The organism is bacterium (assembly GCA_016702305.1).
In the GTDB taxonomy this organism is placed as follows: Bacteria; Electryoneota; RPQS01; order RPQS01; family RPQS01; genus JABWCQ01.
Genome location: JADJEH010000001.1, coordinates 931,120 through 946,671, shown reverse-complemented (window position 1 = coordinate 946,671; position 15,552 = coordinate 931,120). Strand labels below are relative to the sequence as shown.

General features: G+C 57.9%; 17 protein-coding genes and 1 tRNA gene. All 18 read left to right on the top strand.

Translation table 11 applies throughout. The features are described 5' to 3' along the window. Positions 1–6: 6 nt before the first annotated feature. A complete protein-coding gene (locus IPH10_04050) occupies positions 7–615 on the top strand; it encodes a hypothetical protein (GenBank protein ID MBK6910093.1) in 609 nt (202 codons plus the stop codon). 7 nt (positions 616–622) lie between these two features. Continuing rightward, the gene (locus IPH10_04045; protein MBK6910092.1) at positions 623–1,582 is read left to right on the top strand and encodes a glycosyltransferase family 2 protein; all 960 of its coding nucleotides are present in this window, start codon (positions 623–625) and stop codon (positions 1,580–1,582) included. Positions 1,583–1,590: 8 nt separating this feature from the next. Continuing rightward, positions 1,591–2,787 carry a HAMP domain-containing histidine kinase gene (locus IPH10_04040; GenBank protein ID MBK6910091.1) on the top strand — a complete coding sequence of 399 codons (1,197 nt, stop codon included), beginning with the start codon at positions 1,591–1,593 and terminating at the stop codon, positions 2,785–2,787. Continuing rightward, a complete protein-coding gene (gene mltG / locus IPH10_04035; GenBank protein ID MBK6910090.1) occupies positions 2,784–3,839 on the top strand; it encodes an endolytic transglycosylase MltG in 1,056 nt (351 codons plus the stop codon). The genes IPH10_04040 and mltG overlap by 4 nt, the downstream gene beginning before the upstream one ends. After that, entirely contained in the window at positions 3,839–6,064 is a 2,226-nt protein-coding gene (locus tag IPH10_04030; GenBank protein MBK6910089.1) for a UvrD-helicase domain-containing protein, read from the top strand. Before mltG ends, IPH10_04030 begins: the two co-directional genes overlap by 1 nt. After that, entirely contained in the window at positions 6,061–6,912 is an 852-nt protein-coding gene (gene nadC, locus IPH10_04025; GenBank protein MBK6910088.1) for a carboxylating nicotinate-nucleotide diphosphorylase, read from the top strand. The genes IPH10_04030 and nadC overlap by 4 nt, the downstream gene beginning before the upstream one ends. A gap of 12 nt (positions 6,913–6,924) precedes the next feature. Continuing rightward, complete coding sequence (locus IPH10_04020; protein ID MBK6910087.1) at positions 6,925–7,884, top strand: hypothetical protein; 960 nt, start codon at positions 6,925–6,927, stop codon at positions 7,882–7,884. A 118-nt stretch (positions 7,885–8,002) separates the two neighbouring features. After that, positions 8,003–8,431 carry a 50S ribosomal protein L13 gene (gene rplM, locus IPH10_04015; GenBank protein ID MBK6910086.1) on the top strand — a complete coding sequence of 143 codons (429 nt, stop codon included), beginning with the start codon at positions 8,003–8,005 and terminating at the stop codon, positions 8,429–8,431. 12 nt (positions 8,432–8,443) lie between these two features. After that, positions 8,444–8,836 carry a 30S ribosomal protein S9 gene (gene rpsI, locus IPH10_04010; protein MBK6910085.1) on the top strand — a complete coding sequence of 131 codons (393 nt, stop codon included), beginning with the start codon at positions 8,444–8,446 and terminating at the stop codon, positions 8,834–8,836. Positions 8,837–8,963: 127 nt separating this feature from the next. After that, complete coding sequence (gene rpsB / locus IPH10_04005) at positions 8,964–9,851, top strand: 30S ribosomal protein S2 (protein ID MBK6910084.1); 888 nt, start codon at positions 8,964–8,966, stop codon at positions 9,849–9,851. A gap of 37 nt (positions 9,852–9,888) precedes the next feature. Beyond that, a complete protein-coding gene (locus IPH10_04000) occupies positions 9,889–10,764 on the top strand; it encodes an elongation factor Ts (GenBank protein ID MBK6910083.1) in 876 nt (291 codons plus the stop codon). A 9-nt stretch (positions 10,765–10,773) separates the two neighbouring features. Then, the gene (locus tag IPH10_03995; GenBank protein ID MBK6910082.1) at positions 10,774–11,496 is read left to right on the top strand and encodes a UMP kinase; all 723 of its coding nucleotides are present in this window, start codon (positions 10,774–10,776) and stop codon (positions 11,494–11,496) included. Continuing rightward, positions 11,493–12,050, top strand: coding sequence for a ribosome recycling factor (gene frr, locus IPH10_03990; protein MBK6910081.1), 558 nt, complete (start codon positions 11,493–11,495; stop codon positions 12,048–12,050). The genes IPH10_03995 and frr overlap by 4 nt, the downstream gene beginning before the upstream one ends. Before the next feature lie 18 nt (positions 12,051–12,068). Then, a complete protein-coding gene (locus IPH10_03985) occupies positions 12,069–13,067 on the top strand; it encodes a bifunctional hydroxymethylpyrimidine kinase/phosphomethylpyrimidine kinase (GenBank protein ID MBK6910080.1) in 999 nt (332 codons plus the stop codon). Beyond that, positions 13,058–13,131 (top strand) — tRNA-Val (locus IPH10_03980). Before IPH10_03985 ends, IPH10_03980 begins: the two co-directional genes overlap by 10 nt. A gap of 2 nt (positions 13,132–13,133) precedes the next feature. Further along, positions 13,134–13,622: a D-glycero-beta-D-manno-heptose 1-phosphate adenylyltransferase gene (rfaE2, locus tag IPH10_03975; GenBank protein ID MBK6910079.1), complete on the top strand. Its 489-nt coding sequence runs from the start codon at positions 13,134–13,136 to the stop codon at positions 13,620–13,622. 8 nt (positions 13,623–13,630) lie between these two features. Then, on the top strand, positions 13,631–14,950 hold the full coding sequence (gene ffh / locus IPH10_03970) for a signal recognition particle protein (GenBank protein ID MBK6910078.1): 1,320 nt from the start codon (positions 13,631–13,633) through the stop codon (positions 14,948–14,950). A gap of 40 nt (positions 14,951–14,990) precedes the next feature. Then, positions 14,991–15,533 carry a 30S ribosomal protein S16 gene (rpsP, locus tag IPH10_03965; GenBank protein MBK6910077.1) on the top strand — a complete coding sequence of 181 codons (543 nt, stop codon included), beginning with the start codon at positions 14,991–14,993 and terminating at the stop codon, positions 15,531–15,533. The last annotated feature ends 19 nt before the right edge of the window (positions 15,534–15,552 follow it).

Below are 15,552 nucleotides of genomic sequence, written 5' to 3'. Positions count from 1 at the left end.
GGCGTCTTGATTGTTGGCCTGCTTTGCTGCGGTTGCAGTGTACGGCGTCCGCTGGAGCGCTTTCGTGACTTCCGGCCTTTGGATGGCGTACCGGCGGAGTTTGCTAATCTGAATGCGGCGCCTGCGCAAGCCACCGCCAGGATCAGCCTGCGAGCGCCGGGTTTGCGTGGCACGGCTGATGGCATCATTCGCCATGCCCGGGACGGACAATACCTCATCGAACTGTACGGCCGGGGCGAACTATTCCTCAAGGTGTATTTTACCCGCACGCAGACGGTCCTGTGGCCGGCGGTTGGATCGCCGGAGTTTTTTACTCCGGAAGAAACTCCTACGCTTAAGCAGACGGTCCATGTGTTATTGCCAGCGTGGCGACTGGATGACGTGCTGCCAATTCCGTTATCGAAAAGCGCCGGTAGCTGGTCAACCAACCGAGCCGGGGATGGTCCGCTGGAAGTCGTGCAACGGAGCCAGTTTGACCCGCTGTGGAAGCAGTACCGGCGGGCCACTGGGCGCAATGACTTTCCCTATCGCAAGGTGACGTTGTACTCCGAGTCAGGCAAATCGCGGTTGACCTGGTCGCTCCAGTTTCCACCTGAATCTCTTTCAACAGAGTGAATCGCACATGACCACTCCGCACATCAGCGTCGTGATCGCACTATTTGATGAAGTTGAGTCCATTCGCGAGTTGCACCGTCAGCTTAGCGATGCACTTGGTGCCCTGGGCAAGAGCTACGAGCTCTTATTCGTTGACGACGGCAGCCGGGACGGTTCGTTGGCCGCGCTGCGCGAATTAGAAGCAACTGATCCGAACATTCGCATCCTGTCGCTGCGCCGCAATCATGGAAAATCGGCAGCGCTGTCCGTCGGTTTCGGGGCGGCACGGGGTGACTTTGTCATCACGATGGATGCTGACCTACAAGACAATCCAGCCGAAATTCCAGCGCTGCTCGCGAAGCTCGATGAAGGTTACGATCTCGTTTCAGGCTGGAAAAAGATCCGGCATGATCCGCTGGAGAAGACTTTGCCATCGAAGTTTTTTAACTACATTACGAGCAAAGTGTCAGGGATCAGGCTGCACGATTTCAATTGCGGATTGAAGGCCTACCGACAGACGGTCGTGAAGGACTTGTTTGTTTACGGAGAACTGCATCGTTTCCTGCCGGTCCTGGCCCACAAGATGGGTTATCGTTGCACAGAGATTCCGGTGGTTCACCGGGCGCGCCAATTTGGCAAATCAAAGTTTGGTATGCGCCGTTACCTGAACGGATTCCTTGACCTATTGACCGTGGTTTTTTTGTCCGGTTTCAACCGGGCACCGCTCCATTTTTTTGGCACGATGGGATTGCTCAGTGGGTTCGCGGGCTTCTGCATCAATTTGTATTTGTCCATAATTTGGATGATGGGCACACCAATTGGAAACCGTCCGCTGTTGTTCCTCGGCGTCCTGCTGATGGTAATTGGCGTGCAGTTCTTCTCGTTCGGCCTGATTGGCGAGATGATGACTCACGCCAACGAGCGTGAGCGCACCTATCCGATCAAGTATGACACGCAGGGAGCCGCGGAGCGCCCGCACGGCGCATAGCGCGCGAAATGAGCATTACTGATGTTTCGATCAAGCGCGCGGGGACGTTCAAGGGCGTCCTTTTTCTTGCGGCGCTGGTGCTTGTCATTTTCGTGCTGGCATACTCGCAATATCTGGTCTCGGAGCTCAAAGAGAGCACGCGTCAGTCTTTGACGCAGAAGATCGCGACGTATTCGGCGCTGATCAGGAGCGACAATCCGGAGCTAATCGGCTTCGCCTTGCTGCAGATTCAGGACGTTGAGTTTCCCATTATTGTCACCGACGGCAGTGGCGTGCCGAAACTCTGGAAAAATGTCGGGATTGCATCCGAGGACACGACTTCGGAAGCGCGCGCCGAACTTGCCCGCTTGGTCAGGCGCATGGATGCGCAAGGGAACCCGGCGCTGCCGATCGCGGTCGCCGAAGGCACGACCGACTGGTTTCATTATGGTGACTCGATCGTCATTCGCCAATTGCGCTGGCTGCCGTGGATTGAGATTTCGGCGGCCGCGCTGTTCATCATCGTAGGCTATTTCGGTTTTCAGAATATTCGCCGTAGCGAAGAACGCATGGTCTGGGTTGGCCTGGCCAAGGAGACGGCGCACCAATTGGGCACACCGTTAACGTCGTTGATGGGCTGGATTGAGTTGTTGAAAGCTGACGGGCGGGACCCGCACGCAGTAATCGAAATGGAGCGTGACTTGTCGCGTCTCCAGAGGATAACTGCGCGCTTTTCGCAGATCGGCAGCAAGACCGCGCTGACGCAAACGCGGGTGCGGCACGTAATCGAAGAGACCGTGGACTACTTTCGTTTGCGGTTGCCGCGCAGCGGAAATCCGATTGAGATTGACGCCCGGTATGAGGCCGACCCGCTGACGGGCCTCAATGTCGAGCTGTTCGGTTGGGTGCTCGAGAACTTGATTCGCAATAGCATTGACGCGATGCGGGACGGTGGCGGCCAGATCACAATCGCCTGCGCCGAGAACGGTGAATGGATCCACATTGACGTAGAGGATAACGGTGCCGGCATTCCGGCGCGTGACCGACGACAGGTTTTTCGCCCCGGGTTCACGACGAAGAAGCGTGGTTGGGGACTTGGTCTGTCACTTTCGCGGCGCATTATCGAAGAGTATCATGGTGGTAGGTTGAGCATCAAAGAGAGCATACCGGGCAAGGGCACGACCATGCGAATTGCGCTGCCGCGAACCATCGTGGAGGATGCGTGAGCAGCCGCGCTTGGCGAATGGCGACTAGCCTGGCGATTCTTGTCGTTATCTTGATTCTGCTGGCGGCCTTGGAGCTGGGTTCGCGGCTGTTTCTGGAAGGCGCGGCGATTCAGGGAGCGCGCCGCGAAGTCACCGTGCGCATCCCGCAGGGGTCATCCCTGGACGACATATCACGTATTCTTTACGGCGAAGGGTTGATTGAGCATCCGCGGCTGTTCGCGCTGACGGCCCGATTCCTGGGCTCGGATACCAAGTTGCAGGCCGGGACAATTCGACTGGCGTTGGGACAATCGCTTGTCGAGCTCATTCGCGCGCTGAGTGTTGCTAAAGCCGTGGGTATCCCGGTTACATTGCGTGAGGGCTTGACAAGTCGGCAGGTGGCGGAGATCCTGGCGCGGGAGCTTGGGGTAGACTCGTCGGCGTTCATGCATGCAGTATTCGATTCGCGATTGCTGCTGCGTTTAAACGTTGATGCGCCATCGTTCGAGGGCTATCTATTTCCCGATACATATTTCTTCACGGGACTTGAAAGCGCCGACCAGATTGTCGAGCGCATGGTGACGAATTTCCGCATGCAATTGCCCGCGAACACGAACGAACGATTGGCCGCGCTCGGGCTGTCGCTGAACGAAATGGTGGCGTTGGCGAGCATTGTAGAATGGGAATGCATGATTCCCAGCGAGGCGCGCGTTATCGCATCGGTATATCACAATCGGCTGCGCAAAGGCATGCTCCTGCAAGCCGATCCGACGGTGGGCTACGCGCTGGGCAAGGGACCATCGCGGCTGTTTCTGAGCGACTTGCAGGTGGATAGCCCGTACAACACATATCGCTATGCGGGACTGCCGCCGGGCGCGATCAACAATCCGGGAAGGCGTTCGATGGAAGCTGCGTTGAATCCGACGACGACTCCCTACCTGTTCTTCGTGGCGCAGGGCGACGGCACGCATGCGTTTACGTCGAATTACAGCGACCACCTTCAGGCCAAGCAGAAGCTCGACGAATTGCGGCGCGCGCCGGCCCTTGAAGCGGATGCGGGAGTGCAGGGCTGATGTCTTTGATCGCAGCCCATGGACAGCACCGCGATTTTCTCGCTTCGTTGAATGAAGAACAATATGCGGCGGTGACAACGGAATCGGGTCCTGTGCTTGTGCTGGCCGGAGCCGGATCGGGCAAGACGCGCGCACTGACGGGCCGCGCGATGCACCTCATTCGCGAGATGCACGTTCCTCCGTCGGCGATCGCGGTCATGACATTCACAAACAAAGCGGCGCGCGAGCTTAAAGAACGCCTGACGACGTTTTTGGGCGAGGGTGAGCAGCTGCCGTGGGCGGGAACGTTTCACGGTTTTTGTGTTCAGATCTTGCGCACTTACGCGCAGCTTGCGGGATTGTCGCGCGACTTCACGATTTACGACGAAGATGACAGTCAATCCGTGGTGACCGAGCTGATGCGTGAACGCAGGGTTTCGCGCGAGGGACTGACGCCGCGCCAGGTGCGCTCGGTAATTTCGCGCCGAAAGAACGGCAGCAGGCTCGATCCGCGCTCGCCGATCACGGCGTTGGCGGACGAGATATATGAAGACTATTGCATGCGACTGCGGCATGCCAATGCGTACGACTTTGACGACCTGCTGTTGACTCCCTTGGAGCTGATTCGCACGAACGAGGAGTTTCGGAGTCGCCTGCAGCATCGCTATGATTACCTGCTGATCGACGAGTTTCAAGACACGAACCAGGTGCAGTTTGACTTGGCATGCTGGATCGCCGCGCCGCAGAATAATCTGTTTGCCGTAGGCGATGATGACCAGTCAATCTACAGTTGGCGCGGCGCGAATTATCGCAATATTCTGGATTTTTCCAAGAAACTCGATGGCGCGCGAATCTTTCGGCTTGAACGCAACTACCGCTCGACGCAGCCGATTTTGGACGCCGCCAACGATGTTATTGCCGCCAGCCGCCACCGTCACGAGAAGACGTTGTGGACGGAGCGCAAGACCGGCGAGAAAGTCACGCTGCGATCGTACGGGCGACCCGCGGACGAGGCCAATGAGATCATTGGCGAGATCGAGTTTCTGCGCCAGAAGCGCGGCCTGGGTTTGCGCGATTTTGCGATCCTGTTTCGCACCAACGCAATCAGCCGCTATTTTGAAGAGGTGCTGGTTCAGCAACGCATACCCTATACGATTGTCGGCGGACTGAAATTCTATGAACGCAAGGAGATCAAGGATTTCATCGCCTTTCTGCGCGTGATTGCCAACCCGCTCGACGAACAGGCTTGGTCGCGGACAATGCGTGAATTGGCGCCGGGCGTGGGCGCGACGACGATTGAGCGACTGTTTGAGGCGGCCCGCGCACTCCCCAAGGGCAATGCCATGCTGCTCGATAAGGACTGGGTATTGACCGTCGCATCTGGTGCTCCGCGAATCAAGATCGCCGAGTTTGTTGAGAAGGTCGCGTCCGTGCATGAGTTTGCGCAGAATGCTGCGATATCCGAAGTCGTTGACCGCGCGCTCAAAGAGAGCGGCCTTGAACGCATGTATGAAGAACAAAATGACGACGACGCCCGGGACCGGCTCGATAATTTGCGGCAATTCGCGACGGGGGCCTGGGAACGCTCCCAGCAACGGCCCGAGTTGACTCTGGTGGAGTATCTCACCGAGCTGGCTTTGGTGTCTGATATAGATGATCTTGAAGAGCACGCCGATCGATTGGCCTTGATGACGATTCACGCCGCGAAGGGGCTCGAATTTTCGGTCGTGTTTGTAGCGGGAGTTGAGGAAAATCTCATTCCACACTTCCGCAGTCAGGATTCGGTGGAAGCACTCGACGAAGAGCGTCGGCTTCTATATGTTGCGATGACGCGTGCCAAAGATCGTCTGTATTTGTCATACGCCGAGGCGCGGCCGCTGAACGGGCGGCTGGAGTTTCAGTCGCCATCGCGGTTCATTACCGATATTGATCCCGGTCGCCTGCGTGGGGGTGGGGTGCCGGCGAAATCGGCGGTACGCTTTGTGGCGGATGATGAGTTGATCATAGATCGCAGCGCACAGCAGCTTCCGCAGCCGCTGCTGCGCAATTTGGTCAAGAAAGCGCCCGCCTCCGAGCCGAAGGTGGAGTTCCGCATCGGAGACGTCGTCGAGCATCAGGAATTTGGCATCGGAACGGTGACGGCGAAATCGGGCGACCTTGACATGCTCAAGGTACGCGTCGCCTTCAGCGGGTTTGGTTCGAAGTTGTTGGCTGTGAAATATGCAAACTTGAAGAAGCTATCGTGATCACAGAGCAGATGGAAATTATACGACTGGCCCTGGACGAGGACCTTGCGGGCGGAGTAGATGTCACAACGGACTGGCTGGTCGGTCCGGATGTCAAAGGGGAGGCCTGGATCGAAGCGCGCGAAGATGCGATCGTATCCGGTTTGGACATTGTGCGAAACGTATTCCTGGCGGTGGACAACGACTTGATGGTCACACCGTTGTGTGAAGACGGCGCGCGGGTGAGGCCATTGAATCGCGTCATATCCGTCTACGGGCACGCCAATGCGATTCTCAAGGCCGAGCGCACAGCACTGAATTTTTTGACCCACCTTTCGGGGGTAGCGACGAAGACATCCGAGCTGGTCGAGCTGACTCGCGCGTACGGAACGAAGATCTGGTGCACGCGCAAGACGACGCCGGGCCTGCGGCGGCTTGAAGTTGCGGCGGTTCGCGCGGGCGGCGGCGACACCTATCGGGATAATCTGTACGAGAAGATTCTGGTCAAGGACAATCATCTGGGCGTGATGGGCGGGATGGATGTGCTGGCCAAAAAAGTCGAACACGATCCGGCGGCCATGCTCAATCTCGAGGCCGGAAAAGTGGAGGTTGCGAGCTTATACGAGCTTGAGCTGGCGGTGAAGATGGGTTGGCGACAGATTCTGCTGGACAATTTTGCGCCTGAGCAGGTGCGCGAAGCGGTAGAACGCTACAGCAAGGTCGTCGGCCTTGAAGCGTCGGGCGGCATAACAACGACCAATATTCGAGATTACGCAGCGACCGGCATAGAGGCGATTTCAATCGGGCAATTGACCCATTCGGTGCGTTCAGTTGATTTTGCGTTGGAAGTGGATTGGTCCGTCAATTGATGCCGCGAAGCGATGGCTGAGTTTCGTACCGATCCCTTGCGGGGTCATACAGTGCTGATCAACGGACAGCGCGGCCGACGCCCTTCGGAGTTCAGTCTCAAGATTGAGACGCCAGATCCGGCGGACTGTCCGTTTTGCCGTGGGCATGAATTCAACACGCCGCCATCCATTGAGTATGATCTGTGGCCTGATTGGAATTGGCGTGTGTTCCCGAATCGTTTCCCCGCCGTCATGAGCGACCCGCATTCGGTGATTGTCAGCGAATTCACTGCACCTGCTTTCGGTCAGCACGAGGTGCTTGTCGAAAGTGCGCAGCACGACGGCAAGGCGCATGAGTACTCTGCAGCGCACTGGGTGGAGCTATTCCGCGTGTGGCAACGGCGGCTGCGCAGCATCTATGCGATGGCCGGTATCCAGTATGTTCACATTTTTCGCAACCAGGGCTATCGCGGCGGCGCGACGCTTGTCCATCCGCACCAGCAGATAGTGGGTTTGCCCATGCTGCCGACAGCGATCGAGTGGCGGTTGAATCGTCTTGCCGATGGAACATCGGTCTGCCCGCATTGTGAATGGGTCGAGCATGAGCGCCGGTCGGGCCAGCGGGTGCTGTGGGACGACGGTGAATTGATCGGGCTTGCGGCGTTTGCGCCACGATTTCCGTATGAGTGGCAGTTGCTTCCGTGCCGTCATGAGCGGTTTGACGAATTGAGTGCGGATAAGCTATCGTCTGTTGCGGGAAACCTTCTGCGTGGACTGCGCGCTTTGGCCGCGGTTTGTGACGAGCCTGACTTCAATCTGCTGCTGTTTTCTACGCCGCCGGGCTTTCCCGGGCGACCGGTTTGGACTTTGGACGTGCTTCCGCGGACCAGTACTCAGGCCGGATTTGAGTGGGGAACAGGTGTTCATATCGTCTCAACACCTCCAGAGGAGGCGGGCTCTCGACTCCGGGACAGTGGTGCGATTCGGACGTAAGCAATATATAACAAGTAGTTAGGCAAATCTGGGCGTTAGTGGAACTGAGCGGGGGCTCTTGACATTTTGGCCCTCTTCCACTAAATTTCAAGACTTTGCACGTAAAGGACTGGGATAAATGAACACATTTCTCGCACGCCCGCAGACCACCGAGCGCGGTTGGGTCGTGGTAGACGCGACCGACCAGGTGCTCGGCCGCCTAAGCACGCGCGTTGCCTCGATCTTGCGCGGCAAGAATAAGGCGACTTACACTCCTCATGTTGACGTCGGCGATTTCGTCGTGGTCATCAATGCGGAGAAGGTCAAGGTCACGGGTAAGAAGCTCGATCAGAAGACCTATTTCACGCATTCGCGTTATCCGGGCAGCGGTAAGTTTACGCTGTTGCGCCGCATGAACGAGCGTCACCCTGACCGCGTGATTTATGAAGCGGTCAAGGGCATGCTGCCGCGTACGCGTTTGGGCCGCAAGCAGTTGGCCAAGCTGAAAGTTTATGCCGGCGCCGAGCATCCGCACGAAGCGCAACAGCCGGCCGTAGTCACCGTCTAAGCCACAGGGAACATGAAAGACACACGCATTTACGCTACGGGCCGCCGCAAGACCGCGATCGCGCGCGTTTGGCTGGCGCCGGGGACGGGCAAAGTCACCATCAACGGCAAAGACGTTCTGGGCTATTTCAAGCGCGACGTTTTGCGCATGCTGATAGAGCGTCCGCTGACCGTTACGGAGACTTTTGGCAAGGTTGACATTTTCGCGACGGTAAATGGCGGCGGCAAGTCCGGCCAGGCCGGCGCGTTTCGTTTGGGCATTTCGCGCGCGTTAACCGTCTTAGACGAAACGCATCGCACGGTGCTGCGGGCCAACGACCTGCTTACGCGTGATCCGCGTGAGAAGGAACGTAAGAAATACGGTCAGCCCGGCGCGCGTAAGAGCTTCCAGTACTCCAAGCGCTAAAATTATCGGCGGGTTCCGGCCCGCCATTCACAGTCCGCCGGTTCTGATTCTCTTGCGGGTGTCCTGTTTGGGATTGCGAGAGAACATGAGGACCCGGTTGCGCTTATAACCCCGAAAGTGAGCACACATGTCTCGTGTTACGCTGCAGCAACTGCTGCTGTCTGGCGCCCATTTTGGGCATTTAACGCGTCGTTGGCATCCCAAGATGGCTCCCTACATTCTGATGCAGAAGAATGGGATCCATTTGGTGGATTTGCGCCAGACGCAAACTCTGCTGGAGCGCGCCTGCGCGGCGGTCACAGAAATATCCGGCAATGGCCAGCAGATTCTGTTGATCGGCACCAAGACGCAAGCCCGCGAGGCCATAACGGCTGAAGGCAAGCGCGCTCAGACGCCGTTTGTCGTTGAGCGTTGGCTGGGCGGCATGCTGACCAATTTCGCCACGATCCGCCAAGGCATCAAGACGCTCGAGACTCTCGAACGTCAGATGACCGACGGCACCTTCGAAAAGATTTCCAAGAAAGAGCGCCTGACGAAGACGCGCCAGCACGCGAAGCTGATCCATACTTTGGGCGGCATTCGCGACATGCGTCATTTGCCGGGCGCTATCTTTGTGGTAGATATCATTCGCGAGAAGATCGCCGTGGCGGAAGCGCGCCGTCTCGGTATTCCCGTTATCGCGATTTGCGATACAAACGTGGATCCGAGTCTGGTGGACTTCCCGATTCCGGCGAACGACGACGCCTTCAAGTCAATTGCGCTGATTACTCGCGCTGTGGCTGAATCGGTGATCGAGGGTATTGCCAAGTACCGCGCCAATGCGGACCTGCGGCAAGCGCAGGCTGAATTGGAAGCGCGCGATCAGGAAGCGACGGGCGAAGCTCGTCAGCGTGAACGCGATCGTCGCGGTGGTGGCGGGCAAGGCGGCCCCGGCGGCGGGGATCAAGGCGCTCGTCGTCGTCGTGTGCGTCGCCCGCAGGATGAGGCCAAGCCGACTCCCGCCGAAGGCGAATAAGCGCACATATTCCGAAATAATTTACTGGAGATAGACCGTGTCAGATGTACTGATTAATGCCGCCGACGTGGCGATGTTGCGCCGCGAAACCGGGGCGGGCATGATGGATTGTAAGAAAGCGTTGTCGGAAGCGAATGGCGATCGCGACAAGGCTCTTGAGATATTGCGCAAGAAGGGCCAAGCGGCCGCAGAGAAGCGTGCCGAGCGTTCGGCTGAAGAAGGCGTTGTGGCGATTGTCGCGGCGGCTGACGGCAAGAGCGCGGCGATGGTCGAACTGCGCAGCGAGACCGATTTTGTGGCTCGTAACGAGGAGTTTCAGCAATTGGCCAAGGACCTTGCCATGCTGATGCTGGGCTGGTCGGCTGGCGCAGGCAAGACTGTAGAGGAATTTAGTGCGCAGAAGTTCCGCAGCTCGACGGTGAGTGATGAGGTGACTGCGTTGATCGGCAAGATCGGCGAGAAGTTGGAAATCGCGCGCGTCGGCAAGCTCGAAACGCCGGATGGGTACATTGGCCAGTACGTGCACTCGGACAACAAACTCGGCGTGCTTGTAAAGCTTGGCGGGGTGGATGGTTCGCAGTCGGAAGTAGCGACGCTGGGGCGTGACTTGGCCATGCAGATTGCCGCTGCGGCCCCGGATTTTCTGGTGCGTGAGGAAGTTCCCGCCGACAAGATTAGCGCTGAGACTGAGATCGAAAAGGACCGCGCCCGGGCTGAAGGCAAGCCGGAAGGTGCGGTCGCGAAGATCGCCGAAGGCCGCGTGAACAAGTGGCTAGCCGGCATCGTCCTGCTCGAACAGCCGTTCATTAAGGAACCGAAGCAGACCGTGAAGGATGTTGTCGCAGTGGCCGAGAAGGCCGTCGGCAAACCGATCGCGGTGCAATCGTACTTGCGCTTCCGCGTTGGAGCGTAAGCGACGACGATGCTGCGTTACCGTCGTGTATTGCTAAAGCTGTCGGGCGAAGCGCTTTCTGGTGAAGGTGCTTACGGCATAGATCCCGCCACGATGAATGCTATGGCTTCGGAAGTGGCCGAAGCGACGCGGTTGGGCGTTGAGATGGGTATTGTGATCGGTGGTGGGAACATTTTTCGCGGGTTGAAAGGTGCGGCATCCGGCATGGATCGCGTGTCGGCCGATCAGATGGGCATGCTCGCCACGGTGATCAATAGCCTCGCGGTTCAGGATGCTTTGGAGAAACTCGGCGTCAATGTACGCGTACAGTCGGCGATTCCGTTACAAACGGTGGCCGAGCCGTTTATCCGTAGACGCGCGATGCGGCACTTGGAAAAGGGCCGCGTTGTGATCTTCGCAGCGGGCACGGGCAATCCGTTTTTTACGACGGACACGGCTGCGGCCTTGCGAGCCAAGGAGATGCGGGCCGAAGTGCTGCTGAAAGGCACGAAGGTGGACGGTATTTACACCGCGGACCCGGTCTTGGATGCAACGGCGACCAAGTATGATCGGATAACCTATCTCGAATTTGTGGAGCGGCAACTGCGCGCGATTGATTCGACGGCAGTGACGTTTTGCATGGAAAACAGCATACCGATTCAAGTCTTTAACTTCAAGATTCGTGGGAATCTGCTTCGGCTTCTGCAAGGTGAGCCGATCGGCACGATGATCGCGAATCCCGCCGCCGCATGATCAAGGAGATAACCGCAGATTGTGATCTGCGAATGAAACGATCGGTCGAGGTGTTGCGCCAGGAATTGACGCACATTCGTACCGGCAAGGCATCGGTCGGCTTAGTCGAGCCCATTCGCGTGGAGGCGTATGGGGCGGAAATGCCGCTCTCGCAAATGGCGAATATCAGTACTCCCGACGCGCGGACGATTCTGATACAGCCGTGGGACAAGACGACGCTGAAGGATATTGAGAAGGCGATTCAGAAGTCGGATCTCGGATTGAATCCGGGCAACGACGGTCAACAGATTCGACTGACGCTGCCTCCGCTGACCGAAGAGCGCCGCAAGGAGCTTGTGAAGGTCGTCAAGAAGTACACGGAAGAGGCCAAGACCGCCATCCGCAATGTGCGCCGCGACGCCAACGAGCACATCAAGAAGGTCGAGAAGACGCACCAGATTTCGGAAGACCAGTCGCGCGACGCTCAGGATCAGATCCAGAAGCTGACCGACAAGCATATCAAGGAGATGGATCATCTGCTTGAGCTGAAGGAAAAGGAAGTGATGGAGATCTGAGCGAAGCTCAGATCGCTTATGGGTGGTGCGACGCGACTTCGTGACATTTTAGGCCGCGCACGCGGGAAACGTGTGGCGGTGGTGGGCGATTTTATGCTGGATCGCCACATCATTGGCGCGGTTAAACGGATCAGCCCGGAAGCTCCTGTGCCCGTCGTGGAGATTGAGGACGAGCGCAGCAGTCTGGGCGGCGCGGGTAATGTCGCCGCTAATCTCGGTTCTTTAGGTATTAAGCCCGTTGTCTTTGGCGTGTGCGGAACCGATAGCGCTCAAGCGCTGCTTATATCGCACTTGAATGCCTGCTCATGCGATTGTTCGGGTCTGCTCGAATTGTCAGACCGCCGGACCACCGAGAAGATTCGCGTGATTGCGCATGATCAGCATGTAGTACGCGTCGACCGGGAGACGGTGAAGGCGCTCGATGGGCGTGAGACTACTGCGCTCATGGCGGCGCTGGACGCGGCGTTGCCGACGCTTGATGCGGTGATCATGCAAGACTACAACAAAGGTGTGTTGACCGCGGATGTAATCACCCGCGTCATGGAGAAGTGTGAAGCGCGCGGTTTGCCGGTCGCGGTGGATCCGAAGTTTGACAATTTTGCCCTTTATCGCGGAGCGCACCTTTTCAAACCCAATTTGCGTGAAGCGGAGCGGGCACTGAGTCTGCAAATCAGTGACGACGGCTCATTAGATGCCGCAATATCTCGGCTGCTCGACGTTCTTGCACCGGATGTCCTGATGCTGACGCGAGGCGAGAAGGGGATGACAATTTGCGCTGACGGCCAGCGCACGACGATTCCCACGCAAGCGCGCGACGTAGCGGATGTTTCAGGCGCAGGCGACACGGTGATATCCACGTTTGTGGCCTGCGAGTTGGGGGGCGCCAATGTGATTGAGTCCGCGACTCTTGCCAATCTGGCGGCGGGCATCGTGTGCGAGCAAGTCGGCGTCGTGCCGATTGACAGCGAGCGGCTGTCGGCCGCGTTTGAGCGATTTACACAAGTTTCGGGCGACTAGCTCAGTTGGTTAGAGCGCTGGTCTCACATACCAGAGGTCATAGGTTCAAATCCTATGTCGCCCACTATGACGCAAGCTGAGCACGGATTGAAGGGGCTGGTCGGCCGCCATGAAGCGGCGGCCCGTTGCCATTTGGAACGTTTGCGTGGCGGCCAGGCCGTTTTCACAAACGGCGTGTTTGACGTTATACATCGTGGCCACGTGGAGTACCTTGCGGAAGCGCGCGCCCTCGGCAACGTGTTGATCGTAGGCCTGAACAGCGATGCTTCAACGCGGCGTCTCAAAGGCGAAGGACGTCCGGTTAATTCTGAATTTGATCGCGCCGCCGTACTGCTGGGCTTGAAGTCCGTGGACATGGTGGTGCTGTTTGACGAAGATACTCCCGCTGATCTTATCCGGGAAATCGGTCCGACCACACTGGTCAAGGGTGGTGACTACCAGATTTCCCAGATCGCCGGCGCCGATTTTGTTCAGGCGAGCGGCGGGCGGGTGCTGACGATTCCGTTTCGTGATGGATATTCAACGACTTCAATGTTGCAACGCGCGGGTAAATAAGTTAGACCGTGTTTGACGATTTAACAACAAAATTAGACCGCGTATTTCGCAATCTGCGGGGCGTTGGCAAGATCTCCGAATCGAACATTCGCGAAGGTTTGGCAGACGTTCGGCGAGCCTTGCTTGAGGCCGACGTCAATTTGCAGGTTTCGCGCGACTTCTTGGCGCGAGTTGAAGAAAAAGCGCTTGGTCAAGAAGTCTTGAAGTCGTTGCAGCCGACACAGCTTTTTGTCAAGATCGTTCACGATGAATTGGTCGCGCTGCTTGGGGAGAAGGAAGCGCGCGTCAACACGGCCAAGAAGCCGCCGACTGTCATCATGGTTGTGGGCTTGCAGGGCTCGGGTAAGACGACGTTCTGTGCTAAACTGGCGCGCCACTTCAAGACGAAAGGCCGCCGACCGCTGTTGATCGCCGCCGACTTGCAGCGTCCTGCTGCGCAGGATCAGTTGCAGGTGCTGGCTGAATCTATTGGCGTGAACGTATTTCGCGGCGAGAGCAAAGATCCCGTAGCGGTGTGTGATGCCGGTTTGCGGCAGGCGCGCAAAATAAGCCTGGATCCCGTGATTCTCGACACGGCGGGCCGTCTGCATATGGATGACGATTTGATGGCCGAGCTCGAACGTGTGCAGAAGGCCACCGAGCCCGCCGAGATTCTCTTCGTCGCCGACGGCATGACGGGACAGGATGCGGTAAATTCGGCGAAGGCATTCCATGATCGCTTGCAATTCACCGGTGCGGTGCTGACCAAGATGGACGGCGACACGCGCGGTGGTGCAGCACTTTCGATTCGCGCGATCACCAACGCTCCGATCAAGTTCTTGTCGGTTGGTGAAAAGCTTGATCAGCTTGAGCCATTCCATCCTGATCGCATTGCCGGACGAATTCTGGGGCGCGGTGACATCGTTACGTTAGTGGAACGAGCCCAAGCCGCGTTTGACGACGACAAAGCGGCGGAGCTTGAAGCCAAGCTACGCAAAGCCGAGTTCACGCTGGCTGATTTTCTCGAGCAGCTTCGGCAGTTGAAGAAAATGGGCTCAATGACCGAGCTGCTCGGTATGATCCCGGGCATGGGCCAGCGCATGAAGAATGTTCAGGTAGACGAGCGTGTATTGAAGCGCATGGAAGCGCTGATTCTCTCGATGACTCCCTATGAACGGGACCGTCCGCAGGTACTAAACGCCAGTCGGCGGCGGCGGATTGCGGCAGGCGCAGGTCAGACAGTGCAAGAGGTCAACCGCATGATTCAGCAGTATGATCAGATGGTCACGATGATGAAGCAGTTGCGCAAGGCCGGGCCGGGGCAAATTAAGCGCGTCTTCGGTCGCTAATCAAGATTTCAAAGAAAACTTAGCATAGGAACGAACAACCTTGGCAGTACGAATTCGCTTGTCACGCGCGGGCCGCAAGAAAATCCCGTGCTTCCGCATCGTCGTGATGGACAGCCGCAAGCGGCGCGACGGCGCGTATCTGGATCAGCTCGGCGTGTACTATCCGTCGCAGCAGCCGGAGAAGCTGACTGTATCCTCGGCGAAGGCGCTGGAGTGGTTGGGCAAGGGCGCTCAGCCAAGCGACACCGTTCGCAGCCTTTTGTCGCGAGAAGGTATATTGATTCAGTTTGATTTGCTGAAGCGCGGCGCCACGGCTGAACAAGCTGCGACCGAAGGTGCGCGTGTCAAGCACGCGGCGTTGACGCGTGCGCAGACGAAGTTGGCCACAGCCGCTGACCGGAAGCAAGCCAAGGTCTTAGAGGCCGCGCGCGCCGCCGAGGCCGCGAAGGCAGCAGAAGTCGCCGCGAAGGCTGCGGAAGCCGCCAAAGCCGCGGAAGCCGCCCGTGCAGCGGCCGAGGCAGAGGCAGCGGCGACCGCCGCCGCCGCTGCGGAAGCAGCGCCTGAAGCACCTGCCGGCGAGTAATCGTCGCTGGCGATGTCGA

Coding starts and splice junctions, on each gene's coding strand:
- IPH10_04045 (MBK6910092.1), top strand. CDS start 623: ATGACCACTCCGCACATCAGCGTCGTGATCGCACTATTTGATGAAGTT.
- IPH10_04040 (MBK6910091.1), top strand. CDS start 1,591: ATGAGCATTACTGATGTTTCGATCAAGCGCGCGGGGACGTTCAAGGGC.
- IPH10_04030 (MBK6910089.1), top strand. CDS start 3,839: ATGTCTTTGATCGCAGCCCATGGACAGCACCGCGATTTTCTCGCTTCG.
- IPH10_04020 (MBK6910087.1), top strand. CDS start 6,925: ATGGCTGAGTTTCGTACCGATCCCTTGCGGGGTCATACAGTGCTGATC.
- rplM (MBK6910086.1), top strand. CDS start 8,003: ATGAACACATTTCTCGCACGCCCGCAGACCACCGAGCGCGGTTGGGTC.
- rpsI (MBK6910085.1), top strand. CDS start 8,444: ATGAAAGACACACGCATTTACGCTACGGGCCGCCGCAAGACCGCGATC.
- rpsB (MBK6910084.1), top strand. CDS start 8,964: ATGTCTCGTGTTACGCTGCAGCAACTGCTGCTGTCTGGCGCCCATTTT.
- IPH10_03995 (MBK6910082.1), top strand. CDS start 10,774: ATGCTGCGTTACCGTCGTGTATTGCTAAAGCTGTCGGGCGAAGCGCTT.
- frr (MBK6910081.1), top strand. CDS start 11,493: ATGATCAAGGAGATAACCGCAGATTGTGATCTGCGAATGAAACGATCG.
- IPH10_03985 (MBK6910080.1), top strand. CDS start 12,069: ATGGGTGGTGCGACGCGACTTCGTGACATTTTAGGCCGCGCACGCGGG.
- rfaE2 (MBK6910079.1), top strand. CDS start 13,134: ATGACGCAAGCTGAGCACGGATTGAAGGGGCTGGTCGGCCGCCATGAA.